A 26,241-nucleotide genomic window follows, 5' to 3' on the forward strand; every position below is an offset into this window, starting at 1 on the left:
AGGCGCGGAAAACCTGGGTACTGGCGCTGCCGTGGTGGTCGAGACGAGACGGCCCCGGACACTTGAACGGTCCGGGGCCGTGTTTTCTTCAAGGGAGGGGATAGCTCGGCCGGCGCCGCACGCCGGATCAGCTGCGCTTGCTACGCCTGAATTGCTCGGTTTCCCAGACCTTGGCGCGCTTGATCAAGGGGGTGATGCTGGATCCCTGGATCAGGATCGAGAACACCACCACCGAGTAGGTCATTACCAGGATGATCTCGCGCACGTCGATGTTCTTTTCTGGAATCACGGTGATCCCCGACGGAATCGACATCGCCATGGCCAGCGCCAGGCCACCACGCAGTCCGCCCCAGGTCAGGATGCGCACCGAGTAGGGGTTGTAGCGACGAAAGCGCCGGAAGCCCAGGTAGGCCAGGCGCACGCTCAGATAGCGCGACAGCAGCACCAGCGGCACGGCGGCGATCATCAGCACCCAGTCCTCCGGGTGGAAGCTGAACGACAGCATGGTCATGCCGATCAGCAGGAACAGCACGCCATTGAGGAATTCGTCGACCAGCTCCCAGAAGTGGTCGAGATGCTGCCGTGACTCCTCGGAGAAGCCCTTGCGACGGGTACGGTTGCCGATGATGATGCCGGCCACCACCATGGCCAGGGGCCCGGAGACCTCGAGAAACTCGGCGAACACGTAGCCGGTGGTGGGCACCAGAAGCGTCAGCATCAGCTCCATGGAGTGGTCGTCGGTGTGACGGATCAACTGATGAAACAGCTGACCGAGCACGAAGCCGTAGACGATGCCGCCGAGCGCCTCCTGCAGAAACAGGTGGCCGACGCTGGTCACCGTGGGGGTGGTGCCGCCGAAGGCGACGGCGAACAGGGTGACGAAGAGGACCAGACCGAAGCCGTCGTTGAACAGCGACTCGCCCTCGATCTGGGTCGAGATGCGCCGGGGCGCGTTCATCTTCTTGACGATGGCGAGCACCGCGATGGGATCGGTGGGAGAGATCAGGGCGCCGAACAGCAGGCAGTAGATCAGATCGAAGTCGATACCCAGCCAGCCCACCAGCAGCCACAGGCTGTAGCCGATGAAGAAGGTCGAAAACAGGGTGCTGCCCATGGCAAGGATGGCGATTTCCCACTTCTGGTCACGCAGGTGGGGGAGCTTGATCCCCAGCGCACCGGCAAACAGCAGAAATCCGAGGATGCCCTTCAGCAGGAAATCCTCGAAATTCAACTGATTGATGGCGGTTTTAGCGGTTTCGTCGAGGGCGAACCAGCCCGCGTGACCGGCGATGACGATGGCCAGCGACAGTATCAGAGCGCCAGCAGTGATCGCGATGGTGGTCTGAAATTTTCCGATCTTGCCGTTGATCAGGGAGATCACCATCGCCATCGCGGCGAGCAGGCAAAGGGTGTCGTACACCGACATGGAGGGAGGCCTCTAGGTAGGATGGGTGAGTCGTCTCGGCTCGAGCGCTGGCTCGAGGCCGTAAAAGGGGGGCAGCAGCAGGCACATCGGCTCGGCCCGTCGCATCACCCGAGGAGGTCAGGCGCTGGTGTGACGGGGGAGGCGATTGTGACGTGTCCATCGCGGGAGTTCGGTCCTGAGCGTGGTGTGCTACGCCCTGGCCGGTTGGGCCAGGGGCAGCGGATAGGGCTTGCGAACAGGTCTTGCAAATTGGGCTTGCGAATAGCGCCTGTACGCTGGATACGGATGTCCCGGCGGTCAGCATCTGCGGCGTCATGCTCGGAGGCGCTGAAGCCAGGCATCAAGGCCTTCGACGCGTGAGACGCGAGTCGGCTATATCGGCGTTTCGCAGTGCAACAAAGTATACGCGGGTCGCGGTGCGGGTACATCCCGGATGTCGCTTTTTTTGAAGCGCGTGGGCGAGGATTGACAGGCGCCTGGCTTGTCTACGACAAAGGTCTGAAACCAAAGGCGTGTGTCGCTCGGTTCAAGCGAGCGCCCTGACGACAAGGAACCTCTATGCAAGTACACGATATCGCCGTACACCTGGGTCCTGCCCAGGCCCATCTGCGCCAGTTGGACGACGGTTGGGCGGGGCTGATCGATCGGGTGGGCGACTGCGGACTGACCACCGCCCTCGATCGCAGCCCCTACGAGTCGTTGTCCAGGGCGGTGGCCTATCAGCAGCTCCATGGCAAGGCGGCGGCGGCGATTGTCGGCCGTCTGACAGCGCTGTTCCCGGGGCAGGATTTCCCCAGTCCCCGGCAACTGTCCGAGCTCTCCTCGGAGGAGCTCCGAGCCTGTGGCTTCTCGGCACGCAAGCAGGCGACCCTCCAGGGCCTCGCCGAGGCGGCACTGGACGGTCGAATCCCCAACCGCGAACAGGCCGCCGAGATGGAGGATGAGGAGCTGATCAAGCGTTTCACCGCCATCAAGGGTATCGGCCGCTGGACCGTCGAGATGATGCTGATCAACACCCTTGGACGTCCCGATATCCTGCCGGTGGATGACTTGGGCATCCGCGACGGCGCGCGCTACCTGTTCGGCTGGGAACGCATGCCGACGCCAGGGGAGACCCGCGAGCTGTGCGAACCCTGCAGGCCCTGGCGCTCGGTGGCGTCCTGGTACCTGTGGCGCTGCAACGAACAACCGGATTACCGACGCCTGGCGAAGTCCTGAACCGGGCCAGGCAAGCCGAGAAGGCAAGGAAGGCAAGGAAGGCGCGGAAGCGAGGATGACCGGTGACAGCCGTGCAGGGTGCGCGGCCGAAGCTCTGCACGCGGGGCCCGCTGATGGCGACAGCAGGGTGACTTAGTCGCGACGGCGGTAGGGGTCGGGCATCGCCTGTTCCGGGCGCCAGCGGGTGCGTTCGCCGTTCAAGGTCAGCACAAGCTGGCGATGCCCGCCGTGGTCGCGGTGCTCGCACAGATAGATACCCTGCCAGGTGCCCATCGCCAGGCGCCCCTCGGTGACGGGAATGCTGAGTGAGGGCCCCAGCAGGCTGGCCTTGAGGTGGGCCGGCATGTCGTCGCTGCCCTCCTGGGTGTGACGGTAGTAGGGTGCGTCCTCCGGCACCATCACATTGAAGTGACGCTCGAAGTCGCCACGTACCGTGGGATCGGCGTCTTCGTTGATGGTCAGCGATGCCGAGGTGTGCTGGATGAAGACGTGGAGCAGGCCGATGCGCATGCTCGGCAGGTCCGGCAGTGCCTGAACGACCTCATCGGTGATCAGGTGAAAGCCCCGGGGGCGGGCAGCGAGGCGAAGGGTGCTCTGGAACCACATCTAGGACGGTCTCATTGTCGGCGTTGACGCTGGAGGCCATGGCACGGCAAGGCCCTTGCGCAGGAAAGCCCCTGTGCAGCAGGGCCATCGCTCGAGGCAGACAGGCGCCATCAGGCGGCCAGCGGTAAGGAATTCAAACGCGCAAAGACTACCTCCTTTACCGTCCTGTGAGGAGTCCCGAATGAAAGATCAACGTCTGACCCGGGCCGACGTCTTTCGCCACCAGCCGATGCTGGCCAAGTCCCTGGTGGAACTCGAGCGTGCCGTGGCCGAGGCGGGCATCGAGTCTGAGCTGGTGCACCTGATCAAGCTGCGCGCCTCCCAGCTGAACGGTTGCGCCTTCTGTCTGCGCATGCACAGCCAGGAAGCACGCGAGGACGGTGAGCAGCAGTCGCGTCTGGATGTTCTGTCGGCGTGGCGAGAGACCCAGCTCTTCAGTCGCCGTGAACAGGCAGCGCTGGCCTGGACCGAGGCGCTGACGCTGGTCAGCGGCCAGGAGATCGGCGGCGGCGACTACACCCGCCTGGCCGCGGAATTTACCCCCGAAGAGCAGGTCAACGTGACGGCGTTGGTGGTCTCGATCAACGCCTGGAACCGGATCGCGCTGGCGTTCGCCTTCCCGGTGGAGTGACGTCTGTGGCGCGACCGAACGTCTCCCGCGCTGGTCGACGACGGCGTCGTGTGCCTGTGCCCAGGCGGGCAGGCTCATCCCGCCAGCAGCGGAAACAGCGGGTGATCCATCGGACTGCCCGCGGGCAGTTCGTCGGCGAGGCCGGGAAAGGGCGGCGAGGTGGTCCAGGCCCGCGGTGCGTGGACCATGTCGTCACCCAGCAGGCGCACCGAGAAAGCGCGACGGCGATGAGGGCCGCTGACGCCGCCCGAGGCGTGCAGGGTCAGCATGTTGAAGAATACGGCGTCGCCGGGTTCCAGCGCCCAGCCAAGGATGGTGTAGCGTTCACGCTGGGCCTCGATGTCAGGCAGCTCGGCCAGACTGCCCTTGGGGAACCAGCTGGCCTGGTGGTCCATGAAGGTCCGTGGCATCAGCCAGGGCCCCTTGTGGGACCCAGCCACAAACTCCAGGGTGGCCGGCCGGGATACCGGATCCACCGGTAGCCACATGCTGACGTTCTGACTGCCTTCCACGTTGTAGTAGGGCTGGTCCTGGTGCCAGGGGGTACGCTGGCGCGTGCCCGGTTCCTTGACCAGTAGATGGTCGTGGTAGAGGCGTACCTGGCGCGAGCCCATCAGGCGCTGCCCGATAAGCCCCAGCGGCGAGTCGAAGATGAAACCCCGATACGCTTCGTTGGTCTGCCAGTTGCAGAAGTCCTCGAAGAACCAGCCTGGGTCATCGGGTCGACTGGCGACCTTGGCCCGGGGGCTGGGATCGCGCAGGTTGTCCTCGATGCCCTCCGCCAGTCGCTTGAGCTCCTGAGGGCAGAAGATGCCGCGTAGACAGATGGCGCCGTCGCGCTGGAAGGCGGCGACGTCTTCGTCGCTGACCATGGTGTCGGGATGGATGCGCAGGTTCATGTGGCCTCCAGGCGGTGGAAGTCAGGAAGAGGAAAGGACAGCTGTGACAACAGCCGGTCGAAGAAGCCCTCGCACTTCACGATCTGATCGAAGGCGATGAACTCGTCTGGCTGATGGGCCTGATGGATGCTGCCGGGGCCGCAGATCACGGTAGGGACGCCCAGCTGGGCGAACAGCCCGGCCTCGCAGCCGAAGCCGAGCGCCAATGGCTCGACGCTGCATTCGGCCAGCTCGGCGATCCATGACAGGTAGCCTTGGCGGCGTTCGTCCAGCGGTGGGTACTGGCCGCGGCATTCCAGGGTCAGTCTGGCGCGACGGCCCAGGCCAATCAGGTCGCGATCCAGGCCGCTGGGAAAGTCCTTGCGCAGGCGCTCGAGGATTTCCATGGCGGGCTGCCCGGGCAGCGGGCGCATCTCAAAGTCGATGCGGCAGTGCTCGGGGATCTGATTCAGCGCGCTGCCACCCTCGATCAGCCCGACGTGGACCGTGGAGTAGGGGGGATCGAAGCGCTGATCGGTGAGCGACACCAGGCGCTTTTCCCGTGCCAGCTGGCGGATCTGCGCAACCACGCCCGCGCCGACATCGATGGCGTTGACGCCGCGCCCCGGGTAGCCCGAGTGGCCTCCCACGCCCTCGATGGTGGCGCGCATGCCGACGTGGCCCTTGTGGGCGTTGGCGATGCGCATCGCGGTGGGCTCGCCGACGATGATGCCCCGCAGGCGCTCCTTGTGGGCCTCGAGAAACGGCAGCATCAGCGGGGCACCCAGGCACCCGACCTCTTCGTCGAAGGACAGCGCCAGCAACACCGAGTGACGCGAGTGCTCCGCCTGCCAGGCGGCCAGTTTCGTCAGGGCCACGCCGATGAATCCCTTCATGTCCGCCGTGCCGCGACCGTAGAGGCGTTCAGCGTGGCGTTTCGGCGTGAACGGGGCGGTGACGCGCCAGTCTGCGGGGCTTGCCGGCACCACGTCGGTGTGGCCGGAAACCAGCAGGGCCGGGGCGTCGCGGGGGCCGAAATCGGCGATCAGGTTGGCCTTGTCGCCGCTGTCGTTGTAGAGCAGGGTCACCGCTGCCCCACGCGCCTCGAGCCAGCCGGCGACGTCGTTGATCAGTTCGAGGTTGGAGCGATGACTGGTGGTGTCGAAGGCCACCAGGCGTTCGATCATCGCAAGGCTCAAGGGTAGCGTGTTGCTGGTCAAGACGAAGCTCCGTGAGTGCAGACCGTCAGGCGAGGGGCCAGACCACCAGGGTCGCCAGCAGGATGAGCACAGCGCCGAGGGCATAGAGCAGGGCGATCAGCGGCAGCATGAAACGCATCCAGCGGCTCCAGGGAATGCCGGCGATGGTGAGACCCGCCATCAACCAGCCGGCGGTAGGAGTAAAGGCATTGGAGATGCCGTCGCCAAACTGGAAGGCCAGCACCGCGACCTGGCGGTGTACCTCTGCGAGGTCCGCGATGGGCGTCATGATGGGCATGGTCAGCGCCGCCTGGCCGCTGCCCGAGGTGACGATGAAGTTCATCGCGCTTTGCATGGCGAACATGCCAAGCGCAGCGGCCGACGCCGAGGTGTCGCCGATCAGCGTGGAAAGCGAATGGATGATGGTGTCGATGATCTCGCTGTGTTGCACGATGACCACGATGGTGAAGGCCAGGCCCACCGCCAGGGCGCCGTCCATCATGTCCTTGCAGCCGGTGGAAAAGGCCCCGGCGATGGTGTTGGCTCGCATGCCGGCGAGCAGTCCGGTGACGATACCCAGCAGCAGGAAGACGCCGGCCATCTCCTTGAGGTACCAGCCGAAGGCACTGACCCCGGCGATGATCGCCACCAGGGCCAGGGCGAAGGCGCCGAGGATCAGCAGGTGGCGAGGGGTCAGGTCGACGTGATCGCCCGGTCCTTCTTCATCGGGCGGGGCCAGGCCGTAGACCACACTGCGCTCTGGCCTTGCCTGCACGCGACGGGCGTAGAACATAACGTAGCCGATGCTCAGGGCGACGAACGCAAGCCAGCAGACGAAGCGGTAGCCCATGCCGGAAAACAGCGGCAATTCGGCGATGCTCTGGGCGACGCCGACGTTGAAGGGATTGAGAAAGGAGCCGGTGTAGCCGATGGCGGTGCCGATCAGCGGGATGGCGGCGGCGACCACGGCGTCGTAGCCGATACGTCGCGCCAGCGGCAGCAGGATGAAGATGTAGACGATGCTGCCCTCGATCATGCCGTAGGTACCGGAACACAGGGCGAAGAAGGTCATCATCAGCGGGATGATCAGGATCTCGCGGCCCTTGAGCTTCACCAGCAGGAAGTGGACCAGCCCTTCGATGGCGCGGGAGCGTCTCAGGACCCCGAAGGTACCGCCGACGATGACCAGAAAGAAGATGATCGACGAGCCGCTCTTCATCCCTTCGAAGAAGGCGTTGAAGAACTCGAAGGGACCGATGCCCGGGGAGTCGATGGCCTGGTAGGTGCCGGCGACGATGACCGAGCGCCCGTCGGCGTTGGTGATGCGTTCGAAGCTTCCGCTGGGGACGAACCAGGTGACGATGGCCGCCAGCAGGGCGAGAAAGAAGAGGATGACGAAGGCGTGGGGCAGCGGCCTCTGTTGCTCGACGTGTGGTCTGGCGGCCATCTTGTCATGATTCATCGGCTGACTCTCGCTGGTGGCGGGTTTGTGGCACCTGGGGCTGAGTTCATTGATCCTTTCGGTTTAGTCCGAACCAGCGAAGCCTGTCGAGTCAGGGCGCGCGGCTGGGCAGAAGATCGTCGAGAACGAGGTCACACAATGCGCCTTCGTCCAGCAGACGTGTGGCGGCCTCGATGTCCGGTGCGAAGTAACGATCGTGGTCATAGTGGGTCACCCGGCGACGCAGTCGCTGACGGGCCTGCTCCAGCAAAGGTGTCGAGGCGAGCCCCTCGCGCATGTCGAGGCCCTGGCAGCTTGCCAGCCATTCGATGGCCAGCACGCCGCGAACATTGGCCGCCATCTCCTTGAGTCGCCGTCCCGCCGCCGGCGCCATGGACACATGGTCCTCCTGATTGGCCGAGGTAGGCAGGCTGTCGACGCTGTGAGGGTGGGCCAGAGCCTTGTTCTCGCTGGCCAGCGCGGCGGCTGACACCTGGGCAATCATGAAGCCGGAATTCACGCCGCCGTTTTCGACCAGGAAGGGGGGAAGCCGGGACATGTGGGTGTCCATCATCAGCGAGATGCGTCGCTCCGACAGGGCCCCGATCTCCGCCAGCGCCAGCGCCAGATTATCGGCCACAAGGGCAACCGGCTCGGCGTGAAAGTTGCCGCCCGAGAGGATGTCGCCGTTGTCGGCGAAGACCAGCGGGTTGTCGGTGACGGCGTTGGCCTCGATCTCAAGCACCCTGGCCGCGTGGCGGATCTGGTCGAGCACCGCGCCCATGACCTGAGGCTGGCAGCGCAGCGAGTAGGGGTCCTGGACGCGGTCACAGTCGGCGTGGGAGGCCCCCACCTCGCTGGTGTCCTCGAGCAGGTGACGATAGGCCCTGGCAACGTCGATCTGCCCAGGTTGGCCGCGCAGTTCGTGGATGCGGGCGTCGAAGGGAACCCGTGAGGCCAGGCTCGCCTCGACGCTAAGGGCGCCGCACACGGTGGCGCTGGCGAACAGATCTTCGGCCTCGAACAGACCGCGCAGCGCCAGCGCGGTGGAGACCTGGGTGCCATTGAGCAGCGCCAATCCCTCCTTGGGTGCCAGGGTCAGGGGCGACAGGCCAGCCACGTTCAGGGCGTCCCGTCCCGAGAGGGTCTCGCCACGGTGGCGTGCCTGGCCTTCGCCCAGCAGCACCAGACTCATATGGGCCAGTGGCGCCAGGTCGCCCGAGGCACCTACCGAGCCCTTGGCGGGGATGACCGGCCAGACCTCGGTGTTGATCAGGGTGATCAGGGCGTCGAGGACTTCGCCGCGAATGCCGGAGTAGCCGCGTGCCAGGCTTGCCACCTTCAGCGTCATGATCAGCCTTACCAGCTCGTCGTCCAGGCGTTCACCGACGCCGGTGGCGTGGGATAGCACGAGCGAGCGCTGCAGGTCCTCCAGGCGTTCGCGCTCGATGCGGGTCTGAGCCAGCAGGCCGAAGCCGGTGTTGACCCCGTAGGCGGTGCGCCCCTCGTCGATGACGCCAGCCACTGTCGCCACCGATGCGTCGATGGCGGCACATGCCGAGGGCTCCAGAGACAACACTGTCGGTGACATGAGGAGCCGGCGCATGTCCTGGAGGGTGAGTTGGCCTGGGGTGATGACGAGTCGATGCATGGTGGCGAGCTCCCGAGACTTGGCCGAACATGATGGAAAAACTTTAATGTATATACATTAACAGCAGGGCAATGGCGCGGCGTCAAGGCGGCTATCGTCGAACAGCAGGCAGGAATCGTCAGGGGGAGTGTCGATGTGTGTCACAGACTATGCCCGATCTTCTATACAGATTTCGCCACTGACATGAGCGGGGCGGGCGACTGGGCCGGCTAGCGCAGGGATGGGTTGATGGACGTCTGGACCTGGTTCACAACGTCAGCGAATTCAGGCAGGTGTCGGACCGTCGCTACAGTGTTGCCCAGGGGCTGGTGTCCCCCTGCTCCAGCACACGTCGCACGGTGGCGAGGGCCTGTTGCAGGGACTCGCGGCTGTCGGGGGCGCCCACGCACAGGCGAATGGCCTGGGGCGCCGGCTCGCTGCCGGTACAGAAGGGTTCAGGCGTTGCCACCAGCACGCCTTCGCTCTTCAGCAGGGCCTGTACCTCGCTGGCCCGGCGGCCTTCGGGCAGCGGTAGCCAGAAGTTGGCGCCATGGGTGAGATGGCGGGGCGTCAGGGCCTCGAAGCTTGCCCGTGCCAGACGCTGCCGAGCGGCCAGCTCTGCGGTCTGCCAGGCCAGCAGTTCGGGGTAGCGGGGCGAGGCGATCCAGCGCCGCGCCACCTCGGTCATCAGCGGCGGACACATCCATGACTGCGCCCGCAGCAGGCTGCCGATGCGCTCGCGCAGGGTGGCCGGCATCTGCAGCGTGCCGACCCTGAGGCCACCGGAAAGCACCTTGGAGGTACTGAATACCTGCAGCGTGCGTTCCGGCGCCAGTTCCAGCAGAGACGCACCGCGATCCTCCCGCGGCAGGTACTGGACGGCGTCCTCGATCAGCCAGAAGTCATGTCGACGCGCCAGGGCGGCGAGCTGTTCCCTGCGCTGCGGCGAAAGCACCGCGCTGGTGGGGTTGTTCTGGTCTGGGGTCAGGTAGACCAGGCGGGGCACCTGGCGCTGGCACAGGCGTGCCAGTGCATCGATGTCCATGCCGTCGTCGTCCAGGGGTACCGCCATCGGCTTGAGGTGAGCGTGGCGGGTGGCGGCGTTGAACCCTGGATAGGTAAGGGCGTCGGCGGCCACGCTGTCACCGGGGCGGGTCAGGGCTCTCAGGCACAGGTCGATGCCGTGCTGGCCGCCCTGGGTGATCGCCAGCACCTCGTGCAGGGGAAAGCCGAGATCCTCAAGCCAACATGACAGCGCCTCTCTGTGCTGCCGGGTGCCGATGTCGGGCTGGTAGGCGGCGACCATGGCAAGGCAGGCCGGGTCCTCGGTCACCTCCGCCAGGGCCTGCTGCAGACACTGGTGACGCCAGGGGTGTGGCGGAGCAAAGCTCAGGCTCATGTCGACCACGCCATCGGAGTCGGCGGCGACGTGTACATCGAAGGGGCTGTTGCCGGCGGCGGCGTCATTGACGTAGGTGCCACTGCCGACCCTGGACGATACCCAGCCCCGTTGCTGGGCTTCGCTGTAGGCGCGGGTGATGGTGCCCACGGTGACGCCCAGCGCGTCGGCCAGGGCCCGTTGCGGGGGCAGTCGATCGCCGGCGGCGAGCTGGCCCTGGTCAATGGCCTCGCCGATGGCCGAGGCGATCTGACGATAGCGGGCCGAGCGGGAGTCGAATTCGAGGGAGGGAGTCCAGATTGTCATGGTGACAATAAACTCTTTGACGGCAATTGTTGCCTGAGTATGCTTTAAAAACCGGGGTCAATTCACCTTGTTTCACACCATAATGCAAAAATTGTAGGGGTACAATCATGGAAGAGACCGCTAGTCAGCTCGCCTTTCTGCTACCGGCGGCGCTGTTCATGGTGTCCATGACCATCACGCCGGGTCCCAACAACGTGATGCTGACCGCCTCCGGCGCCAACTATGGCTTCCTGCGTACCCTGCCACACCTGTTCGGCATCCTGGGCGGCTGTTTTGTGCTGTTCGCCTCGATCGCGCTCGGGCTCGGGGTGGTGTTCGAGCGCTATCCGGTGGTGCAGAGCGGACTCAAGCTGGTCGGCAGCCTGTACCTCTTGTACCTGGCCTGGAAGATCGCGACGGCCCCACCGCCGGACCTGCGGGTAGGCGATGCCCGCCCGCTGTCCTTCGTGCAGGCGGCGGCGTTCCAGTTCGCCAACCCCAAGGCGTGGGTCATGGGTATCGCGTTGATGGCGGGGTTCCTGCCGGACGGCGGCAACCCCTGGGTCAACGCCCTGCTGCTGGCGGGCGTGGCGGAACTGGTGGGTTTGCCCTGCATCGCTCTGTGGGCAGGGTTTGGCACCGCCATCGGCCGCCTGTTGAAGAGCGACCGATCCTGGCGGGTGTTCAATGGGGTGATGGGGGCGCTCACCGCGGCCTGCGTGGTGATGATCCTGGCCTGAACCATTCAATCTAACGCGGTTGGGGCGTCAGGCTTGGTCGACAAGACTCAGCCCTCGCTGGGCTCATCAGGCGATGCCCCCTCGGGCCGGCGGGCGGTCAGGGTGATCTCCACCGCGGCGCCGCCATGCAGCTGTGGCGACACGGTGCAGGTACGTGCCGGATAGCGCGCAGCCTCGAACCACTCGGAATAGACATCATCCACCGCCTGTTGCAGCGACAGGTCGGTGAGGTGCACTTGAACACGCACGGTGTCGGCCAGGGTGCAATCCGCCTGCTCGAGCAGGTGAGACAGTCGCCTGAGGATCCAGCGAGTTTCTTCGGCGGCGTCACCGAGAATGGCGTCACTGCCCTGGATATCGGCGGCGGTCAGCCCCGACAGGTGGACGTAGTGTTCGTCCATGACCAGATGGGAGCCCGGAAACTCGGGGCTGGGTAGGGTGGGGTCGTTGAAGTAGCGTGCCATCTTGCCTCCTGCTGCGGCTTGGTCGTTGTGCCGCTGGAGAAATGTCTGGCGAATGCCGCCGACTTTCCTTGCGGAAAGCAGGCGGCGGAAAATGCGTTTGTCGCTTGACCGCGGAGAGCGTCCGGGAATAGCGCGAGCGTCAGCTACTGACTTCGCACTGCACCGGCATGCGCCGGCCGATGGTCCAGGTGGCCTCGTTGCCCTTGCCACGGAAGACGTGCTGGCCGTTTTCCGAGGCGTAGTGCATGCCCGAGGCGGCGGGCTGGCGTTCGAGGGGGAAGCTGTCGCCGTGCATCTGTACCTCGGCGCTGTCCTGACTGTCGAAGACGATGGTGAACTGGCTGCCATCCTGGCAGATGTAGTCGGCGGAGGGCGAGGCTGCGGCGTCGGCACTGTCATCATGGCCACTGCCGCCGGCACAGCCGGCCAGGGCGGTGAACAGCGCAGTGAAGGCGGCAACAGGGATCCAGCTGGCGTTCATGAAACATCTCCTTGTCATATGAAGGGAGCCGTGGAAAAGGCTCGCCTGGCGTTAGGCCTTCCCAGGCTACACAAGTTCCGCACCCGCCACGATACCTCGCCGGATCAGCCCTGCTCAGGCGGTTCGCGTCCGGGAGTCGTGTTGTCGCGGGAGTCGCCGTCGTCATCGTCATGGGCCCCGTCGTCAACGCTGACATCCGTCGGTTGTTGCTCCTGGCGTCTGGCGTGGCGCTCTGCCTTGTCGCGATGGGTGTCGTCGGGCACCAGGGCGAGCAGAGTCTCGCCGTCACCGGCATCGAAGTTTTCATCCTTGTGCATGACGCGTACTTCGCCATCCTCGCTGTAGGTCGATATCACCCGGGCGTCGGGGTTGTCGCGTCGATAGTCCTCGAACGAATAGCTCTCGCTGAGGCGCGTCAGACGGACGCACCAGCCCTCGCGGATGTAGTTGGTGGCCTGTTCGAAGTCGAGTTCCTTGGCGAAGAAGCGCCCGCCCAGGGTCTGCTCGAGATGATCGCCACCGGCACCGCCCCCCGGGGCGAAGCGGTACACCTGATGGTGGCCGAATTCGGGAGCATAGTGCATGCACAGCAGGGCGTTGTAGTCGTCGTTGTCGGTCAGCGCCACCATGCTGTCGAAACGGCTGAACTCGAGTGTCAGTTCGGCCTCCTCGGTGAGTACCTCGCCGTAGTAGGTGGGAATGTCGCGGCCTCTGACCTGGCGTAGATGGTTGTAGTTGCGATCGGCGATCAGCACCGGGCGCCCGGTGGACTGGATGGCCTCGGCAAGGGCGACCGTGAAGGGGTTGGCGCCGATGATCAACAGCCCCTTGGTATCGGTGGACTGAAGATTGAAGCGACGGGCCAGGGGTTGCAGCGAGAAGCCGTGAAGCAGCACCGTGACGGCGACGATGGCAAAGGCCAATGGCGACAGCAGGGCGGCGTCCTCGATGCCGATGTCGACCAGGCGCGCGCCGAACAGACCGGCGATGGCCACCGCGACCACCCCGCGTGGACCGATCCAGCCGACCATCAGCTTCTCGCCGAAGGGCAGGTCGACCTTGATCAACGATACGAAGACCGCCAGCGGGCGGACCAGCAGCAGTACCACTGCGACGAACAGGATTTCGCGGGTCGTCAGGGTGGCCAGGGTGCCCAGGTCCACCTGAGCGGCCAGCAGGATGAATACCCCGGAGACCAGCAGTACGGTGATGTTCTCCTTGAAGCGGCGGATCTCGTCGAGCGACGACAGCGACGAATTGCCGATCACCACGCCCATCACGGTGACCGCCAGCAGGCCGCTTTCATGCAGCAGGGCATTGGGCAGGGCGTAGGTGGCCATGACGAAGAAGATGATCACCGGCACCTTGAGAAACTCGGGGATATGGCCGCCCTTGATCGCGCGGATCAGCCCCCAGGCGGTGGCCAGTCCCACCGCGCTCGCCACCGCGATGCCCAACGCCATATGGCCGAGGGTCATCGACAGCGAGTGAGAGGAGTTGAGGACGATGGCGAGCTCGAAGGCCAGCACCGCCGCCAGCGCGCCCACCGGGTCATTGAGGATCGCCTCCCAGCGCAGGATCTCCCCGGGGCGCCGCTTGAGGCTGGCCTGGCGCAGCAGGGGAATGATGACGGTGGGGCCGGTGACGATCAGGATGCCGCCCAGCACCGAGGCCGATGCCCAGGTCAGCCCACCGATGTAGTGACCCGACAGGGTCGCCAGCAGCCAGACCAGCGGGCCGCCGAAGAACACCAGGCGCTTCACCGCAAGCTCCGCGCCCTTCAGCCGTGTCAGGTTCAGCGTCAGGCCACCCTCGAACAGGATCATCGCCACGGCGACCGCGATCAGCGGTTCGAGCAACTCGCCGAATACCGAGCGTGGGTCGAGTACACCGGTTACCGGGCCGATGAGTACGCCGCTCAGCAGCAGCAGGACGATGGCCGGCACCTTCCAGCGCCAGGCCAGCCACTGGGCGCCGATACCGAGCGCCGCGATCAGGCAGAAGACGAGAACGGGGGTCATGAGGGGCTTCCCTGTGGTCCAATCGGTGCAGTCAGTGCTTTGCTTGCCAGGCTGGGTACGAAACCTCGGGCGCGAAATGTCGGCACGGCAATTCGGGTACGCAAGGTCGGCAAACGATGCTATCTAACGCTAGGTGGCGCCTGCAGCATTCACAACCATCCCTGTAAACGCTTGCGACCCGATCGGCACAGTTGCCTGGAGACTCAGGGGCCCGCACCGCGCAGGCATCGAAGGAGCCTTCGCAGCACCGAGGGAAGGGATGTGTTCTTGTCAGTCCGTGGGGACGGGTGGCGAAGATTGAACGTGAAGCCGGAAACGCTGATGACCTTGTCGCGCTGAAGCGAGACTTCGAACTCCGCTCTTGGCGCGGCCAGGTCGAAGTCATACTGGGTGGTCAGGGTCACCTGCTTGTTCTGTTCATGACGGTAGCCCGAGCGCAGCGGTATCAGACGAATGGCATTGGACACCACGCTTTCCTCGTCCGGCTCCGGCACGATGGTCGGCAGGCCGATGTAGATCTTGTCGTTTTCCAGGGTCACCAGGGCGTAGGTGATCTTGCGATACTTGAGCTGTTTCAGTGTCTTCAGCAAGGACGACCGGCTTGTCCTGTCGTGGCGATCGATCGTCCCTTTGTACAGGTTGTCGGACAGACCGGTTCGGGCCTCGAGAATGGCCGCGTTGTGGGCCAGGTCGATCTTGGCCTGGGTCATGATGGTGACAAGGTGGTGCTCGATAGGTGCCTGGTCTCGCAGTAACTTCACCACATGGTGGCGTTGTGCCTGTTGTAGCCGTGTTGCTCCCAGCCAGGTGAATCGCTGGCATGATCAGGCGGTGCACCAGGTAAAGGCGATTGAGCACAGTGACAATGACGCAATCTGAAGCGATGCCATGGTGGCGGGAGGAGGAGGCGTTGCAGCGTACAGTCCGCTTGCCATCAGTTGGGCGAGCAGCATGAACAGGTGAGTGTGAGGAAGGAGGGTGATGCCTGTCAGCTTGCCGATCAGTATACCGAGCCACGGCAGCAGATAGCCGAACAGCAAGGCGACCACCGCGACGATAAGGATGCCGAACTGTGCAGCACGAATGTAGAGCGACCAGCCATGGTAGAGACTGATGCGGATGCGCTCGGCAGGGCTTTCGGTGAGGTAGATATAACCACATACCAGTACGGGAAAGATAAGCAGCCCGATCATGGTGGGCGGCTACGCTGCTACTGGCTGTCGTGGGAAGCCAGGGGGAGGCTCTGGTCGATGCGTTGGCGCTCGAGCTCGGCGGCGTCCTTGCTGGCGTACCTGCGCACCACCACTGTGCCCGAGGCAGTGATATCCACGTCATCCCAGCCTGCCGTCTCTGCCGCCTCGGTCGATTGCTGCAGCTGCTGCTGAATCTGCTCGAGAATGCGTTGGCCCTGTGCGCTCATGTCCTGTTCCTCTCATGGACTGACACTGAGAATAGCACGATGCGATGTATGGCGCGGGATGGAAAGGAAGCGGAACGGAGAGCAAAGAGAGAAGGGAGAGGAAAGAGAGAAGGGAGAGGACATAGAGAGGAAAGGGAGGGAAGAATCGCTCAGGCCCTGTTTCTCGCTTCCCTCCTTCCCCCTCGGCACTGGTTAGCCCTTGGCAACCACCGCCACACCGGCCTTGGAACGATTGGGACGCCCGATGGCGCGGGTGATCCAGTCGCCCACGGCGGCGATGCGCTCGAGGTCCACCGTGGTTTCGATGCCCAGGCCTTCAAGCAGGTAGACCACGTCCTCGGTGGCGACATTGCCGCTGGCGCCCTTGGCGTAGGGGCAGCCCCCGAGTCCCGCCACCGAGCTGTCGATCACCTGGACGCCGTCCTCGAGCACCGCGGCCAGATTGGCCAGCGCCTGGCCATAGGTGTCGTGGAAGTGGGCGGCCAGACGTTCGACCGGTACATCACGGGCCACCGCCTCGAGCATGCGCCGGGCCTTGAGCGGGGTGCCGGTGCCGATGGTGTCGCCCAGTGACACCTCGTAGCAGCCCATTTGGTCCAGCGCCCGGGCGACCGCCGCTACCTGCTCGGAGGCGATCTCTCCTTCGTAGGGGCAGCCGAGCACGCAGGACACATAGCCGCGCACCTGGATTCCCTGATCGCGGGCGCGCTCCACTACTGGGGCGAAGCGCTCGAGTGACTCGGCGATGGAGCAGTTGATGTTTTTCTGCGAGAACGACTCAGAGGCTGCGCCGAACACCGCCACCTCATCGACGCCGCACTCGATGGCCGCCTCCAGCCCTTTCAAGTTGGGAGTCAGCGCAGAATAGCGCACCCCTGGCTGGCCTTTTCCCTCTCGCATCAGGGCGGTCATCACCTCGCGGTGGTCGGCCATCTGCGGCACCCACTTGGGCGACACGAAGCTGGCCGCCTCGATATGGCGGTGGCCGGCCTTGGCCAGGCGTTCGACCAGTTCGAGCTTGGTCGCGGTGGTGATCGGGTCCGGCTCGTTCTGCAGACCGTCGCGAGGCCCGACTTCGACGATGCGAACGCTGGCGGGAAGGGCCATCAGCGGGACTCCTTTTGCTCGGTTTCGGGCTGTGTCTCTGACTGCGCCTCTGTTGGCGACGCGCCGGCGTCGAACTCCAGCAGCACGTCGCCCTGGCCGACGGTGTCGCCGGCGGCGAAGTGGAAGCTGGCCACGGCGCCGTCGGCCGGGGCGGTGAGGGTGTGCTCCATCTTCATCGCTTCCATCACCATCAGGGCGTCACCCTTGGCAACGGCAGCACCGGGCTCCACCAGCAGCGCCACCACGGTACCGTGCATGGGCGCGGTCAGGGTCGACTCGACCTCGTGCTGGCCGTGGTCGATGGCGTCGATACGCCGCCAGTAAAGGCGGACCTCGCCCTCGGGGCTCGACAGCACGATCTCGTTGCGCTCCTTGCCTTCGCCCACCAGGCGCGCCTGCAGGCGGCGGCGGTGGCCGTCCAGGGTGATCGCCACGGCGTCGCCAGGCAGATCGGTGAGGCTCGCCGATACCTGCTGGACCGCGTCGCGATTGGCCCCGCTGATGCTGAGCTGCCAAGCGTCGTCGCTGGCCCCATGACGTCCCTCGACCAGCGCCAGGCTCGCAGGCTCGGTGTCCAGCGCCTCGCGCGGGTCGCATAAGGCGATACGGATCTGGCGCGGGCCGTTCAGGCGAAAGCCGTCGTGGCGGTCCCAGGGAGAGTCGCTCTCGCACTCCCGAGACAGCTGATGCAGCGCCACCAGAGCGGCGCTGGCCAGGCTGTCCTGGTCGAGGCCACGGGCGGCGAACAGGCTGTCCTCGTGACGCTCGATAAAGCGGGTATCGAGGTTGGCCGCCTGGAAGTCCGGGTGGGTGGCCAGGCGCTGCAGGAAGCCGCGGTTGGTGACCACACCACGCACGTCCAGCGCCGCCAGGGCGCGGTTCAGGGTCGCCAGCGCCGAGGCGCGGTCGGGGCCGTGGGTGATCAGCTTGGCCAGCATGGGGTCGTAGTGCATCGACACCATGTCACCGCTTTCGACCCCGCTGTCCAGGCGCACCCTGGCCGGGTCCAGCGAGGCGCCCTCGAGGTCCAGCGAAAAGTGGCTGAGCAGGCCGGTGGCGGGCAGGAAGTCCTGGTCGGCGTCCTCGGCGTAAAGCCGCGCCTCGAAGCTGTGGCCATTGATGGTCAGCTCATCCTGGCTCAGCGGCAGGCGCTCGCCCATGGCCACGCGCAGCTGCCACTCGACCAGGTCCTGCCCGGTGATCATCTCGGTGACCGGGTGCTCCACCTGCAGGCGGGTGTTCATCTCCATGAAATAGAAGGAGCCGTCCTGCCCCGGTGAGGCGTCGAGCAGAAACTCCACCGTGCCGGCGCCGACGTAACCGATCTCCTGGGCCGCGCGCACCGCCGCCTCGCCCATGGCCTGGCGCAGTTCCAGGGTCATGCCCGGTGCAGGGGCTTCCTCTAGCACCTTCTGGTGACGACGCTGCACGCTGCAGTCGCGCTCGAACAGGTAGACGCCGCCGCCGTGGCTGTCGCAGAACACCTGGACCTCGACGTGGCGAGGCTGGGTCAGGTACTTCTCGATCAACATGCGGTCGTCGTTGAAGGCCGCGCGGGACTCCCGTCGGCAGCCGTCCAGGGCCGCCTGGAACTCGTCGGCGTTCTCGACCACGCGCATGCCCTTGCCGCCGCCACCGGCGCTGGCCTTGAGCAGCACCGGATAGCCGATGGCGTCGGCCTCGCGCTTGAGCAGGTCGTCGTCCTGATCATCGCCATGGTAGCCCGGCACCAGCGGGACCCCGGCGTCCATCATGCGGGCCTTGGCGGCGGACTTGTCGCCCATGGCCTTGATGCTGGAGGCGGGCGGGCCGACGAAGACGATACCGGCGTCTTCGCAGGCACTGACGAAGGCCTCGTTTTCCGACAGGAAACCGTAGCCGGGATGGATGGCGCCGGCGCCGCTGCGGCGGGCCGCCGCGATGACCTTGTCGACATCGAGATAGCTTTCCCGGGCCGGCGCCGGACCGATGCGGATCGCCTCATCGGCTTCGCGCACGTGGCGCGCGCCTTCATCGGCGTCGGAGTACACCGCCACCGTCTTCAGGCCCATGGCCCGGGCGGTGGCCATGACACGACAGGCGATCTCGCCACGATTGGCCACCAGCAGAGTGTCGAAGCGCGGCTGGCGGTCTGACAGATTCGAGCTCATGAGGCGCTCCCTTTTTTGTTGGTGGATGAAGGGGGGCTGGTGGATGAAGGGGGGCTGGTGGAAGAGGCGCTGTTGGCCCAGGCCGGACGGCGCTTCTCGAGGAAACTCGCCAGTCCCTCCTGGCCTTCGGCGCTGGTGCGCAGCTCACTGATGACCTGACAGGTGCGCTCGCGGGTGGCGTCGCTGTCGGTGTCTCTGGCGACTTCCGCCAGCAGGCCCTTGGTGGCCCGGCTGGCCTGGGGCGAGGTGGCCAGCAGGGTGTCGAGCATCGCGTCGATGGCGGCGTCGAGTTCGTCGGCGGCGACCACCCGGTGGACCAGGTCCAGTCGCTGGGCGGTGTCGGCGTCCATGACTTCGGCGCTGAGCGCGTAGCGACGCATCTGACGGCTGCCGATGGCGCGCTGCACGTAGGGGCTGATGACCGCCGGCGACAGGCCGATGCGCACCTCGGATAGGCAGAACTTGGCTCTGTCGGAGGCGATCACGATGTCGCAGCAGGCGGCCAGGCCTACCGCGCCACCGAAGGCCGCACCCTGGACCCGGCACACCGTCACGCAGGGCAGGCTGTCGAGACCGTGCATCAGGCGGGACAGCTCACGCGAGTCGGCCAGGTTGTCGTCGACGCTGTAGTCGACCATGCGCTTCATCCAGTTGAGGTCGGCACCGGCGGAGAAGCTCTTGCCCTCTGAGCCCAGCACCAGCACTCGTACCTCGCCGCTGTCGGCGGCCTGGCGTACCTGATCCAGGTGGGCGTTGAGCTCGCCGATCAGGGCGTCGTCGAAGGCGTTGTGCACCTCGGGGCGGGTCAGGGTCAACCAGGCAACCCCCCGGGCGTCGATCCGTAGTTGGGACATGTCTGACATGGGATCCATCCTTGAGGGCATTACATGCGGAAGACGCCGAAGCGCGTCGGTTCGATCTCGGCATTCATCGCGGCGGCCAGCGACAGGCCCAGTACATCGCGGGTCTGGGCCGGGTCGATCACGCCGTCGTCCCACAGTCGGGCGCTGGCGTAGTAGGGATGGCCCTGGTGTTCGTACTGTTCGCGGGTCGGCTTCTTGAAGGCCTCTTCGTCCTCGGCGGACCAGGACTCGCCGGCGCGTTCGATCTGCTCGCGCTTGACCTGGGACAGCACGCCGGCGGCCTGCTCGCCGCCCATCACCGAGATGCGGGCGTTGGGCCACATGAACAAAAGGTTGGGTTCGAAGGCGCGCCCGCACATGCCGTAGTTGCCGGCACCGAAGCTGCCGCCGATCAGCACCGTGAACTTGGGCACCTTGGCGCAGGACACCGCGGTCACCAGCTTGGCGCCGTGCTTGGCGATGCCCTCGTGCTCGTACTTCGAGCCGACCATGAAGCCGGTGATGTTCTGCAGGAACACCAGCGGAATCCTGCGCTGGGCACACAGTTCGATGAAGTGGGCGCCCTTGACCGCGCTCTCCGAGAACAGCACCCCGTTGTTGGCGACGATACCCACCGGATGGCCATGGATATGGGCGAAGCCGGTGACCAGGGTATCGCCGTAGTAGCGCTTGAACTCGTCGAAGTCGGAGCCATCGACGATCCGCGCGATGACCTCGCGCACCTCGAAGGGCTTCTTGAGGTCGGTACCGACGATACCGTAGAGCTCCTCGGGGTCGAGGCTGGGCGGGCGCGGAGCGGCCATCGCCAGCTCGCCGCGCTTCTGCCAGTTCAGGCGGGACACGCAGCGCCTGGCGATCTGCAGGGCGTGGGCGTCGTTATCGGCGTAGTGGTCGGCGACCCCGCTGATCCGGGTATGGACGTCGGCGCCGCCCAGGTCCTCGGCGCTGATGGTCTCGCCGGTGGCGGCCTTGACCAGCGGCGGGCCGCCGAGAAAGATCGTGCCCTGCTCGCGCACGATGATCGATTCATCGGCCATGGCCGGCACATAGGCGCCACCGGCGGTGCAGGAGCCCATCACCACGGCGATCTGGGGAATTCCCTCCGCCGACAGGGTGGCCTGGTTGTAGAAGATTCGGCCGAAGTGGTCGCGGTCGGGGAACACTTCGTCCTGGCGCGGCAGAAAGGCACCGCCGGAGTCGACCAGGTAGACGCAGGGCAGGCGATGCTTGCGCGCGACTTCCTGGGCGCGCAGGTGCTTCTTCACCGTCAGCGGAAAATAGGTGCCGCCCTTGACGGTGGCGTCGTTGGCGACGATCACGCACTCGACGCCCGAAACGCGGCCGATGCCGGTGACGATGCCGGCCGCCGGCACTTCGGTGTCATACACCTCATGGGCGGCCAGCGCCGACAATTCGAGGAAGGGCGAGCCCTCGTCGAGCAGGTGGTCGATGCGGTCGCGCACGAACAACTTGCCGCGGGATTCGTGACGGCTACGGGCCTTGTCGCCACCGCCACGGCGGATGGCAGCGGTCAGTTCGGCCAGTTGGCCGACCTCGGTGCGCATGGCCGCGTCCCGGGCCTGGAAGTCCTCGGAGCGCGGGTTGATCTTGGTGTCCAGAATCGCCATGACCGGCTCCCCTTACTTGGATTCGTTGAACAGCTCACGCCCGATCAGCATGCGCCGGATCTCGCTGGTGCCGGCACCGATCTCGTAGAGCTTGGCGTCACGCAGCAGGCGCCCGGTCGGGTACTCGTTGATGTAGCCGTTGCCGCCGAGCAGCTGGATGGCGTCCAGCGCCACCTGGGTGGCCTTCTCGGCGCAGTAGAGGATCACCCCGGCGGCGTCCTTGCGCGAGGTCTGGCCGCGGTCGCAGGCGGCGGCGACGGTGTAGAGGTAGGCGCGGCAGGCGTTCAGGGTGGTGTACATGTCGGCAACCTTGCCCTGGACCAGCTGGAACTCGCCGATGGACTGGTTGAACTGCTTGCGCTCGTGGATGTAAGGCACCACCACGTCCATCGCCGCCTGCATGATGCCGATGGGGCCAGCAGCCAGCACGGTGCGCTCGTAGTCGAGGCCGCTCATCAGCACGCGTACGCCCTTGCCGACCTCGCCCAGCACGTTCTCGGCGGGGACTTCGCAGTCCTCGAACACCAGTTCGCAGGTGTTGGAGCCGCGCATGCCGAGCTTGTCGAGCTTCTGGGCGGTGGAGAAACCGGCGAAGCCCTTCTCGATGATAAAGGCCGTCATGCCCTTGGAGCCGGCGTCAGGATCGGTCTTGGCGTAGACCACCAGCACGTCGGCATCGGGGCCGTTGGTGATCCACATCTTGTTGCCGTTGAGGATGTAGCGGTCGCCGTCCTTGCGGGCGCGCAGCTTCATCGACACCACGTCGGAACCGGCGCCCGGCTCCGACATGGCCAGCGCCCCTACGTGCTCGCCAGAAATCAGCTTGGGCAGGTACTTGGCCTTCTGTTCGGCGGAGGCGTTGATCTTGAGCTGATTGACGCACAGGTTGGAGTGGGCGCCGTAGGACAGGCCCACCGAGGCGCTGGCCCGGGAGATCTCCTCCATGGCGATGCAGTGGGCCAGATAGCCCATGCCGGTGCCGCCGTCCTCGTCGGACACGGTGATGCCAAGCAGGCCCATGTCGCCGAACTTCTGCCACAGGTCGGCGGGGAATTCATTCTTCTCGTCGATCTCGCCGGCGCGGGGAGCGATCTCGTCGCGGGCGAAGGCGTTGACCTGGTCGCGCAGCATGACCAGGGTTTCGTCGAGGCCGAAATCGAGGGGCGTATAGGGGCTGAACATGATGGGCTCCGGGGCATCCTTGATGGTCGATACGGCACCGGGAGAGGGCCGGACCATCCTTATTGATGGTGTAGATGTCGAGTCGAAACGGCACCGCAGGCGGTGTGCGTTCACTGGATGACAAGAAGACTAGGCAAGGTTTACGTTAACGTAAAGTGCAGCTTGTGATGCTTGCGACCAAAGTAGGTAGATGGGGCGGCAGGCAAGTGGCAGTCGCTGGACGGTGGGGGAACCGCCAGCAGCCCCGGGCATAGCGTCCGGCGCTGTGCGATGGGGTGGGCGGGAGGACTGTGCGGCTCAGTTCGAGGGCAGGGCAGTGGCCTGGTTCAATGCGAATCCAGACCCAGGCGCGAGACCGGCAACGCCTGGGAAAGGGTGCCTGGGGCAAGGCATGGAGCGACACGGCGAGGTGCGGGCTGGGTGTCCCCAGGCGTGCCCGTCATATCAATCTTCGTCCTGCCAGTAGTCCACCGCGTCCCGGCGCATGCCGTAGTGTTCGAAGCTGCGCTCGGCCTTGTCGCCGCCCGGCGCGGTGCCGGCCAGTACGCCAAACTTGCCCGAGTCGGGATACTCCATCACGTCCGGGGCGTTCATGCTGCTGATACACAGGTAGGTCAGGGGTTCGTCGGAGTCGTTGATGATCTGGTGGGCGCAGTCGGCGTCGCCGGCGGGGGCCGCGATCAGCTCACCCTCGACGATGGGGTAGCGCTTCTCTCCCAGACGCACGCTGCCCTTGCCCTTGAGCACAATGAACATCTCGTCATTGTTGTGATGGAAGTGGAAAGGCCAGGCGTGGCAGCCCGGCGCCAGGGTGACTCGGCGACAGCCGAGGTCGCGCATGCCGAGCACCGGCGTCAGGTTGATGATCTTGGCATCGACCTTGTCACCGTGCTGGTGGTCTTGCCGGGGAATCGGGCAGTGGCACAGAGAGAGGATGCGAGCGCGCATTGAGGGTCCTTGTCGGTCATGGGGACGAACGAAGCACGCCGATCGCGTGCCTTCGTTCGTCTCGCGTCAATTCTCGTCTCAGCCTAGACCGAGATATATGACCCTGCTACGACCCCGGTCAGTTGAGGTTGCTGCCTCGGGCGCGGCCGCCGGCTTCAGCGCAAGCCAGCGATTACTCGTCGTCGGCGTTGGGAAAGAATAGCTGCTGTCCCTTGACCTCGAAATCGCCGATGGCCTGCTGGCCCGCCTCGGACAACAGCCAGTCGTGCCACTGGTCTGCCAGGTCGTGCTTGAGCTCCGGGTGGCGCTCGGGTGACAGCTTGAGGCTGCCGTACTGGTTGAACAGGACTTCGTCCCCTTCGAACAGCAGCTCGAGATCCTGACGGTTGTCGAAGGCCACCCAGGTGGCACGATCCGACATCACGTAGGCACCCATGCCCGCCGCGGTGTTGAGGGTGGCCCCCATGCCGCTGCCCAGCTCACGGTACCAGTCGCCGCCGGGTTCGACCCCCGCCGACTCCCACAGCCGCAGCTCCGCCCGGTTGGTGCCGCTGTCGTCGCCGCGGGAGGCGAAGGACGCCTCGTGCTCGGCGATCAGGTTGAGCGCCTCGGCGGCGCTGTCGGCGTCACGGATGCCTGCGGGATCCTCGGCCGGGCCGATCAGCACGAAGTCGTTGTACATGACGTCGGCGCGCTCGGTGGCGTAGCCATCCGCCACGAAGGCTTCCTCGCCGGTGGTGTCGTGCACCAGCAGGCTGTCGGCGTCACCGCGTCTGGCGATCTCGAAGGCCTGTCCGGTGCCCACGGCGACCACGTGCACGTCGATGCCGGAGCCCTCGGTAAAGCTCGGGATGATGGCGTCGAACAGCCCCGAGTTCTGGGTCGAGGTGGTCGAGGCCAGGGTGATGGAGCGATCCTCGGCCTGGGCGCTGGTGGCAGCCAGCGACAAACCCGCGATCAGCAGGGCGCGGGAGAGCAGAGCATTGGCAGGAGTGGAGCCTGGATATCTTGTCATTGGTGCCTTTCCTTGCGTGGGTGGATCGGGTGATGGGACAAAGCGTGCATCGTTCGAAAGATCGGGGCGCGGGCCGGGCTCAATCGAGCAGCTCGCCATGGACAAAGGCGTGGCCCTCGGTGGTGACCGGGGCGTCGAAGAAGGTCGCCGCGGGGCTCTGTTCGACCAGCCGGCCGTGGTGCAGCAAGATCACCTCGTCGGCCAGTCGGCGCGCCTGATGAAGGTCATGGCTGGTCATCACGATGCGAACCCCCTGGCGGTGGAAGTCGTCGATGGCGGCCTCCACGGCGCGAATGGCGGCGGGGTCCAGGGCCGAGGTGGGCTCATCGAGAAACAGCACCTCGGGCGACAGCAGCCAGGCCCGGGCCAGCGCCAGGCGCTGCTGTTCGCCGCCGGACAGCACCCTGGCCGGGCGCCGGGCGAGCGCCTCCAGACCAAAGCGCGCCAGCGCCTCCCTGGCCCGTTCGCGACGCTGGCGCCGGGGCACCCGCTGCACCGCCAGGGCATACTCGAGGTTGGCCAGGGCCGAGCGTCTGAGCAGCACCGGGCGCTGGAACACCATGGCCTGGCGTGGCGCCGCGCCTTCCCACACCAGGCGCCCCGACGTCGGTTGCAGCAGACCATGGGCCAGGCGCATCAGCAGGCTCTTGCCGGCGCCGTTGGGCCCCATGATCAGGGTGCGGCGATGGCCCTCCAGGTTCAGCGACAGCGGCCCCAGCAGCGTCTGCCCACGGGATGCGTAGCTGACGCGATCGAAGTTCAGGCGTGGCGTCGTGGCCGGTACCGAAAGCGTCAGATGGGTCATCCGAGCTGCCTCCGCGTCGCTTCGCCCAGCAGATGCGCCAATGCATTGATTACCCCCACCAGTGTCAGCAACACGATACCCAAGCCCAGCGCCAGGGGCAGGTTGCCCTTGCTGGTCTCCAGCACGATAGCCGTCGTCATGACCCGGGTGACGCCGTCGATGTTGCCGCCGACGATCATCACCGCCCCGACCTCGGCGCTGGCGCGGCCAAAGCCGGCCAGCACCACAGTGATCAGCGACAGCCTGGCGTCCCACAGCAAGGTCGGAATACGGCGCCGCCGAGAAACCCCGATGGAGGCGAGCTGTTCGGCGTACTCGCCGTGGAGCTCCTCGACCTTCTGACGGGTCAGGGCAGCCAGGATCGGCAGCACCAGGATGACCTGGGCCACCACCATGGCGGTGGGGGTAAACAGCAGGCCCAGCGAACCCAGCGGCCCCGCCCGGGACAGCAATAGATAGACGGCGAGGCCCGCCACCACCGGCGGCAGGCCCATCAGGGCATTGAGGGTGACGATGAGAGGGGCTCGGCCAGGAAAGCGAAACAGCGCCAGCGCCGCCCCCATTGGAAAGGCAAGCAGGGCAGCGATGGCAACAGCGGTCAGCGAGATCTTCAGCGATAGCCCGACGATGTCGAGCAGGTCGGCGTCCAGACCGATGACGAGTTCAAGGGCAGTAAGGAAGGCAGAGTCGGTCATCGTGTCTCG

25 protein-coding genes are annotated in these 26,241 nt (G+C 65.6%); 3 read left to right on the top strand and 22 right to left on the bottom strand.

What is annotated here, in order from left to right:
• Positions 1-127: 127 nt before the first annotated feature.
• Positions 128-1,426, bottom strand: coding sequence for a sodium:proton antiporter (locus tag NKF27_RS08415; RefSeq protein WP_045994275.1), 1,299 nt, complete (start codon positions 1,424-1,426; stop codon positions 128-130).
• A 558-nt stretch (positions 1,427-1,984) separates the two neighbouring features.
• On the opposite strand from NKF27_RS08415, the gene NKF27_RS08420 reads away from it, so the two are divergent.
• Entirely contained in the window at positions 1,985-2,644 is a 660-nt protein-coding gene (locus tag NKF27_RS08420) for a DNA-3-methyladenine glycosylase (protein ID WP_253556045.1), read from the top strand.
• A 132-nt stretch (positions 2,645-2,776) separates the two neighbouring features.
• Here NKF27_RS08420 and NKF27_RS08425 read toward each other — a convergent pair whose 3' ends face one another.
• A complete protein-coding gene (locus NKF27_RS08425; RefSeq protein ID WP_253556046.1) occupies positions 2,777-3,250 on the bottom strand; it encodes a secondary thiamine-phosphate synthase enzyme YjbQ in 474 nt (157 codons plus the stop codon).
• Between the two features lie 181 nt (positions 3,251-3,431).
• Between NKF27_RS08425 and NKF27_RS08430 the strand changes: the two genes are divergently transcribed.
• Positions 3,432-3,881, top strand: coding sequence for a carboxymuconolactone decarboxylase family protein (locus tag NKF27_RS08430; protein ID WP_108447732.1), 450 nt, complete (start codon positions 3,432-3,434; stop codon positions 3,879-3,881).
• A gap of 74 nt (positions 3,882-3,955) precedes the next feature.
• On the opposite strand, the gene NKF27_RS08435 is transcribed toward NKF27_RS08430, so the two are convergent.
• The 5 genes from NKF27_RS08435 to NKF27_RS08455 form a co-directional block, all read right to left on the bottom strand.
• Entirely contained in the window at positions 3,956-4,780 is an 825-nt protein-coding gene (locus NKF27_RS08435) for a phytanoyl-CoA dioxygenase family protein (protein WP_253556048.1), read from the bottom strand.
• Positions 4,777-5,979 (bottom strand): acetylornithine deacetylase, encoded by a 1,203-nt coding sequence (gene argE / locus NKF27_RS08440; protein WP_253556049.1) that lies wholly within the window; start codon positions 5,977-5,979, stop codon positions 4,777-4,779. Before argE ends, NKF27_RS08435 begins: the two co-directional genes overlap by 4 nt.
• A 25-nt stretch (positions 5,980-6,004) precedes the next feature.
• The gene (locus NKF27_RS08445) at positions 6,005-7,420 is read right to left on the bottom strand and encodes a YfcC family protein (protein WP_052704477.1); all 1,416 of its coding nucleotides are present in this window, start codon (positions 7,418-7,420) and stop codon (positions 6,005-6,007) included.
• A 91-nt stretch (positions 7,421-7,511) separates the two neighbouring features.
• Positions 7,512-9,050 (bottom strand): histidine ammonia-lyase, encoded by a 1,539-nt coding sequence (gene hutH, locus NKF27_RS08450; RefSeq protein ID WP_253556051.1) that lies wholly within the window; start codon positions 9,048-9,050, stop codon positions 7,512-7,514.
• Positions 9,051-9,336: 286 nt separating this feature from the next.
• Positions 9,337-10,734: a PLP-dependent aminotransferase family protein gene (locus NKF27_RS08455; protein WP_253556053.1), complete on the bottom strand. Its 1,398-nt coding sequence runs from the start codon at positions 10,732-10,734 to the stop codon at positions 9,337-9,339.
• A gap of 107 nt (positions 10,735-10,841) precedes the next feature.
• On the opposite strand from NKF27_RS08455, the gene NKF27_RS08460 reads away from it, so the two are divergent.
• A complete protein-coding gene (locus NKF27_RS08460) occupies positions 10,842-11,453 on the top strand; it encodes a LysE family translocator (protein ID WP_253556055.1) in 612 nt (203 codons plus the stop codon).
• Between the two features lie 47 nt (positions 11,454-11,500).
• Here the strand turns inward: NKF27_RS08460 and NKF27_RS08465 are convergent, their stop codons facing one another.
• From NKF27_RS08465 to NKF27_RS08535, 15 genes are all read right to left on the bottom strand, one after another.
• Positions 11,501-11,917 carry a RidA family protein gene (locus NKF27_RS08465; protein WP_045995003.1) on the bottom strand — a complete coding sequence of 139 codons (417 nt, stop codon included), beginning with the start codon at positions 11,915-11,917 and terminating at the stop codon, positions 11,501-11,503.
• A 139-nt stretch (positions 11,918-12,056) separates the two neighbouring features.
• Positions 12,057-12,398, bottom strand: a complete 342-nt coding sequence (locus NKF27_RS08470) for an MliC family protein (RefSeq protein WP_108447738.1) — start codon at positions 12,396-12,398, stop codon at positions 12,057-12,059.
• Positions 12,399-12,502: 104 nt separating this feature from the next.
• A complete protein-coding gene (locus NKF27_RS08475; RefSeq protein WP_253556057.1) occupies positions 12,503-14,419 on the bottom strand; it encodes a sodium:proton antiporter in 1,917 nt (638 codons plus the stop codon).
• A 203-nt stretch (positions 14,420-14,622) separates the two neighbouring features.
• Positions 14,623-15,180, bottom strand: coding sequence for a hypothetical protein (locus tag NKF27_RS08480; RefSeq protein WP_253556058.1), 558 nt, complete (start codon positions 15,178-15,180; stop codon positions 14,623-14,625).
• A gap of 63 nt (positions 15,181-15,243) precedes the next feature.
• The gene (locus NKF27_RS08485) at positions 15,244-15,612 is read right to left on the bottom strand and encodes a hypothetical protein (RefSeq protein ID WP_253556059.1); all 369 of its coding nucleotides are present in this window, start codon (positions 15,610-15,612) and stop codon (positions 15,244-15,246) included.
• Between the two features lie 17 nt (positions 15,613-15,629).
• Positions 15,630-15,839, bottom strand: a complete 210-nt coding sequence (locus tag NKF27_RS08490; protein ID WP_253556060.1) for a hypothetical protein — start codon at positions 15,837-15,839, stop codon at positions 15,630-15,632.
• Positions 15,840-16,031: 192 nt separating this feature from the next.
• Positions 16,032-16,946 (bottom strand): hydroxymethylglutaryl-CoA lyase, encoded by a 915-nt coding sequence (locus NKF27_RS08495; RefSeq protein ID WP_253556061.1) that lies wholly within the window; start codon positions 16,944-16,946, stop codon positions 16,032-16,034.
• Positions 16,946-19,096, bottom strand: coding sequence for an acetyl/propionyl/methylcrotonyl-CoA carboxylase subunit alpha (locus NKF27_RS08500; RefSeq protein ID WP_253556062.1), 2,151 nt, complete (start codon positions 19,094-19,096; stop codon positions 16,946-16,948). The genes NKF27_RS08495 and NKF27_RS08500 overlap by 1 nt, the downstream gene beginning before the upstream one ends.
• On the bottom strand, positions 19,093-19,959 hold the full coding sequence (locus NKF27_RS08505) for an enoyl-CoA hydratase-related protein (RefSeq protein ID WP_253556063.1): 867 nt from the start codon (positions 19,957-19,959) through the stop codon (positions 19,093-19,095). The genes NKF27_RS08500 and NKF27_RS08505 overlap by 4 nt, the downstream gene beginning before the upstream one ends.
• Positions 19,960-19,979: 20 nt before the next feature.
• A complete protein-coding gene (locus tag NKF27_RS08510; protein ID WP_253556064.1) occupies positions 19,980-21,587 on the bottom strand; it encodes a carboxyl transferase domain-containing protein in 1,608 nt (535 codons plus the stop codon).
• Between the two features lie 12 nt (positions 21,588-21,599).
• Positions 21,600-22,769, bottom strand: a complete 1,170-nt coding sequence (locus NKF27_RS08515; RefSeq protein WP_045994997.1) for an isovaleryl-CoA dehydrogenase — start codon at positions 22,767-22,769, stop codon at positions 21,600-21,602.
• A gap of 444 nt (positions 22,770-23,213) precedes the next feature.
• Positions 23,214-23,717, bottom strand: a complete 504-nt coding sequence (locus NKF27_RS08520) for a cupin domain-containing protein (protein WP_253556065.1) — start codon at positions 23,715-23,717, stop codon at positions 23,214-23,216.
• Between the two features lie 172 nt (positions 23,718-23,889).
• Positions 23,890-24,732, bottom strand: a complete 843-nt coding sequence (locus NKF27_RS08525) for a substrate-binding domain-containing protein (protein ID WP_253556066.1) — start codon at positions 24,730-24,732, stop codon at positions 23,890-23,892.
• Positions 24,733-24,811: 79 nt separating this feature from the next.
• Positions 24,812-25,537, bottom strand: coding sequence for an ATP-binding cassette domain-containing protein (locus NKF27_RS08530; protein ID WP_253556067.1), 726 nt, complete (start codon positions 25,535-25,537; stop codon positions 24,812-24,814).
• Entirely contained in the window at positions 25,534-26,232 is a 699-nt protein-coding gene (locus tag NKF27_RS08535) for an ABC transporter permease (RefSeq protein WP_253556068.1), read from the bottom strand. The genes NKF27_RS08530 and NKF27_RS08535 overlap by 4 nt, the downstream gene beginning before the upstream one ends.
• Positions 26,233-26,241: the final 9 nt, after the last annotated feature.

It is taken from the genome of Halomonas sp. DN3 (assembly GCF_024137905.1).
GTDB lineage: Bacteria > Pseudomonadota > Gammaproteobacteria > Pseudomonadales > Halomonadaceae > Halomonas > Halomonas litopenaei.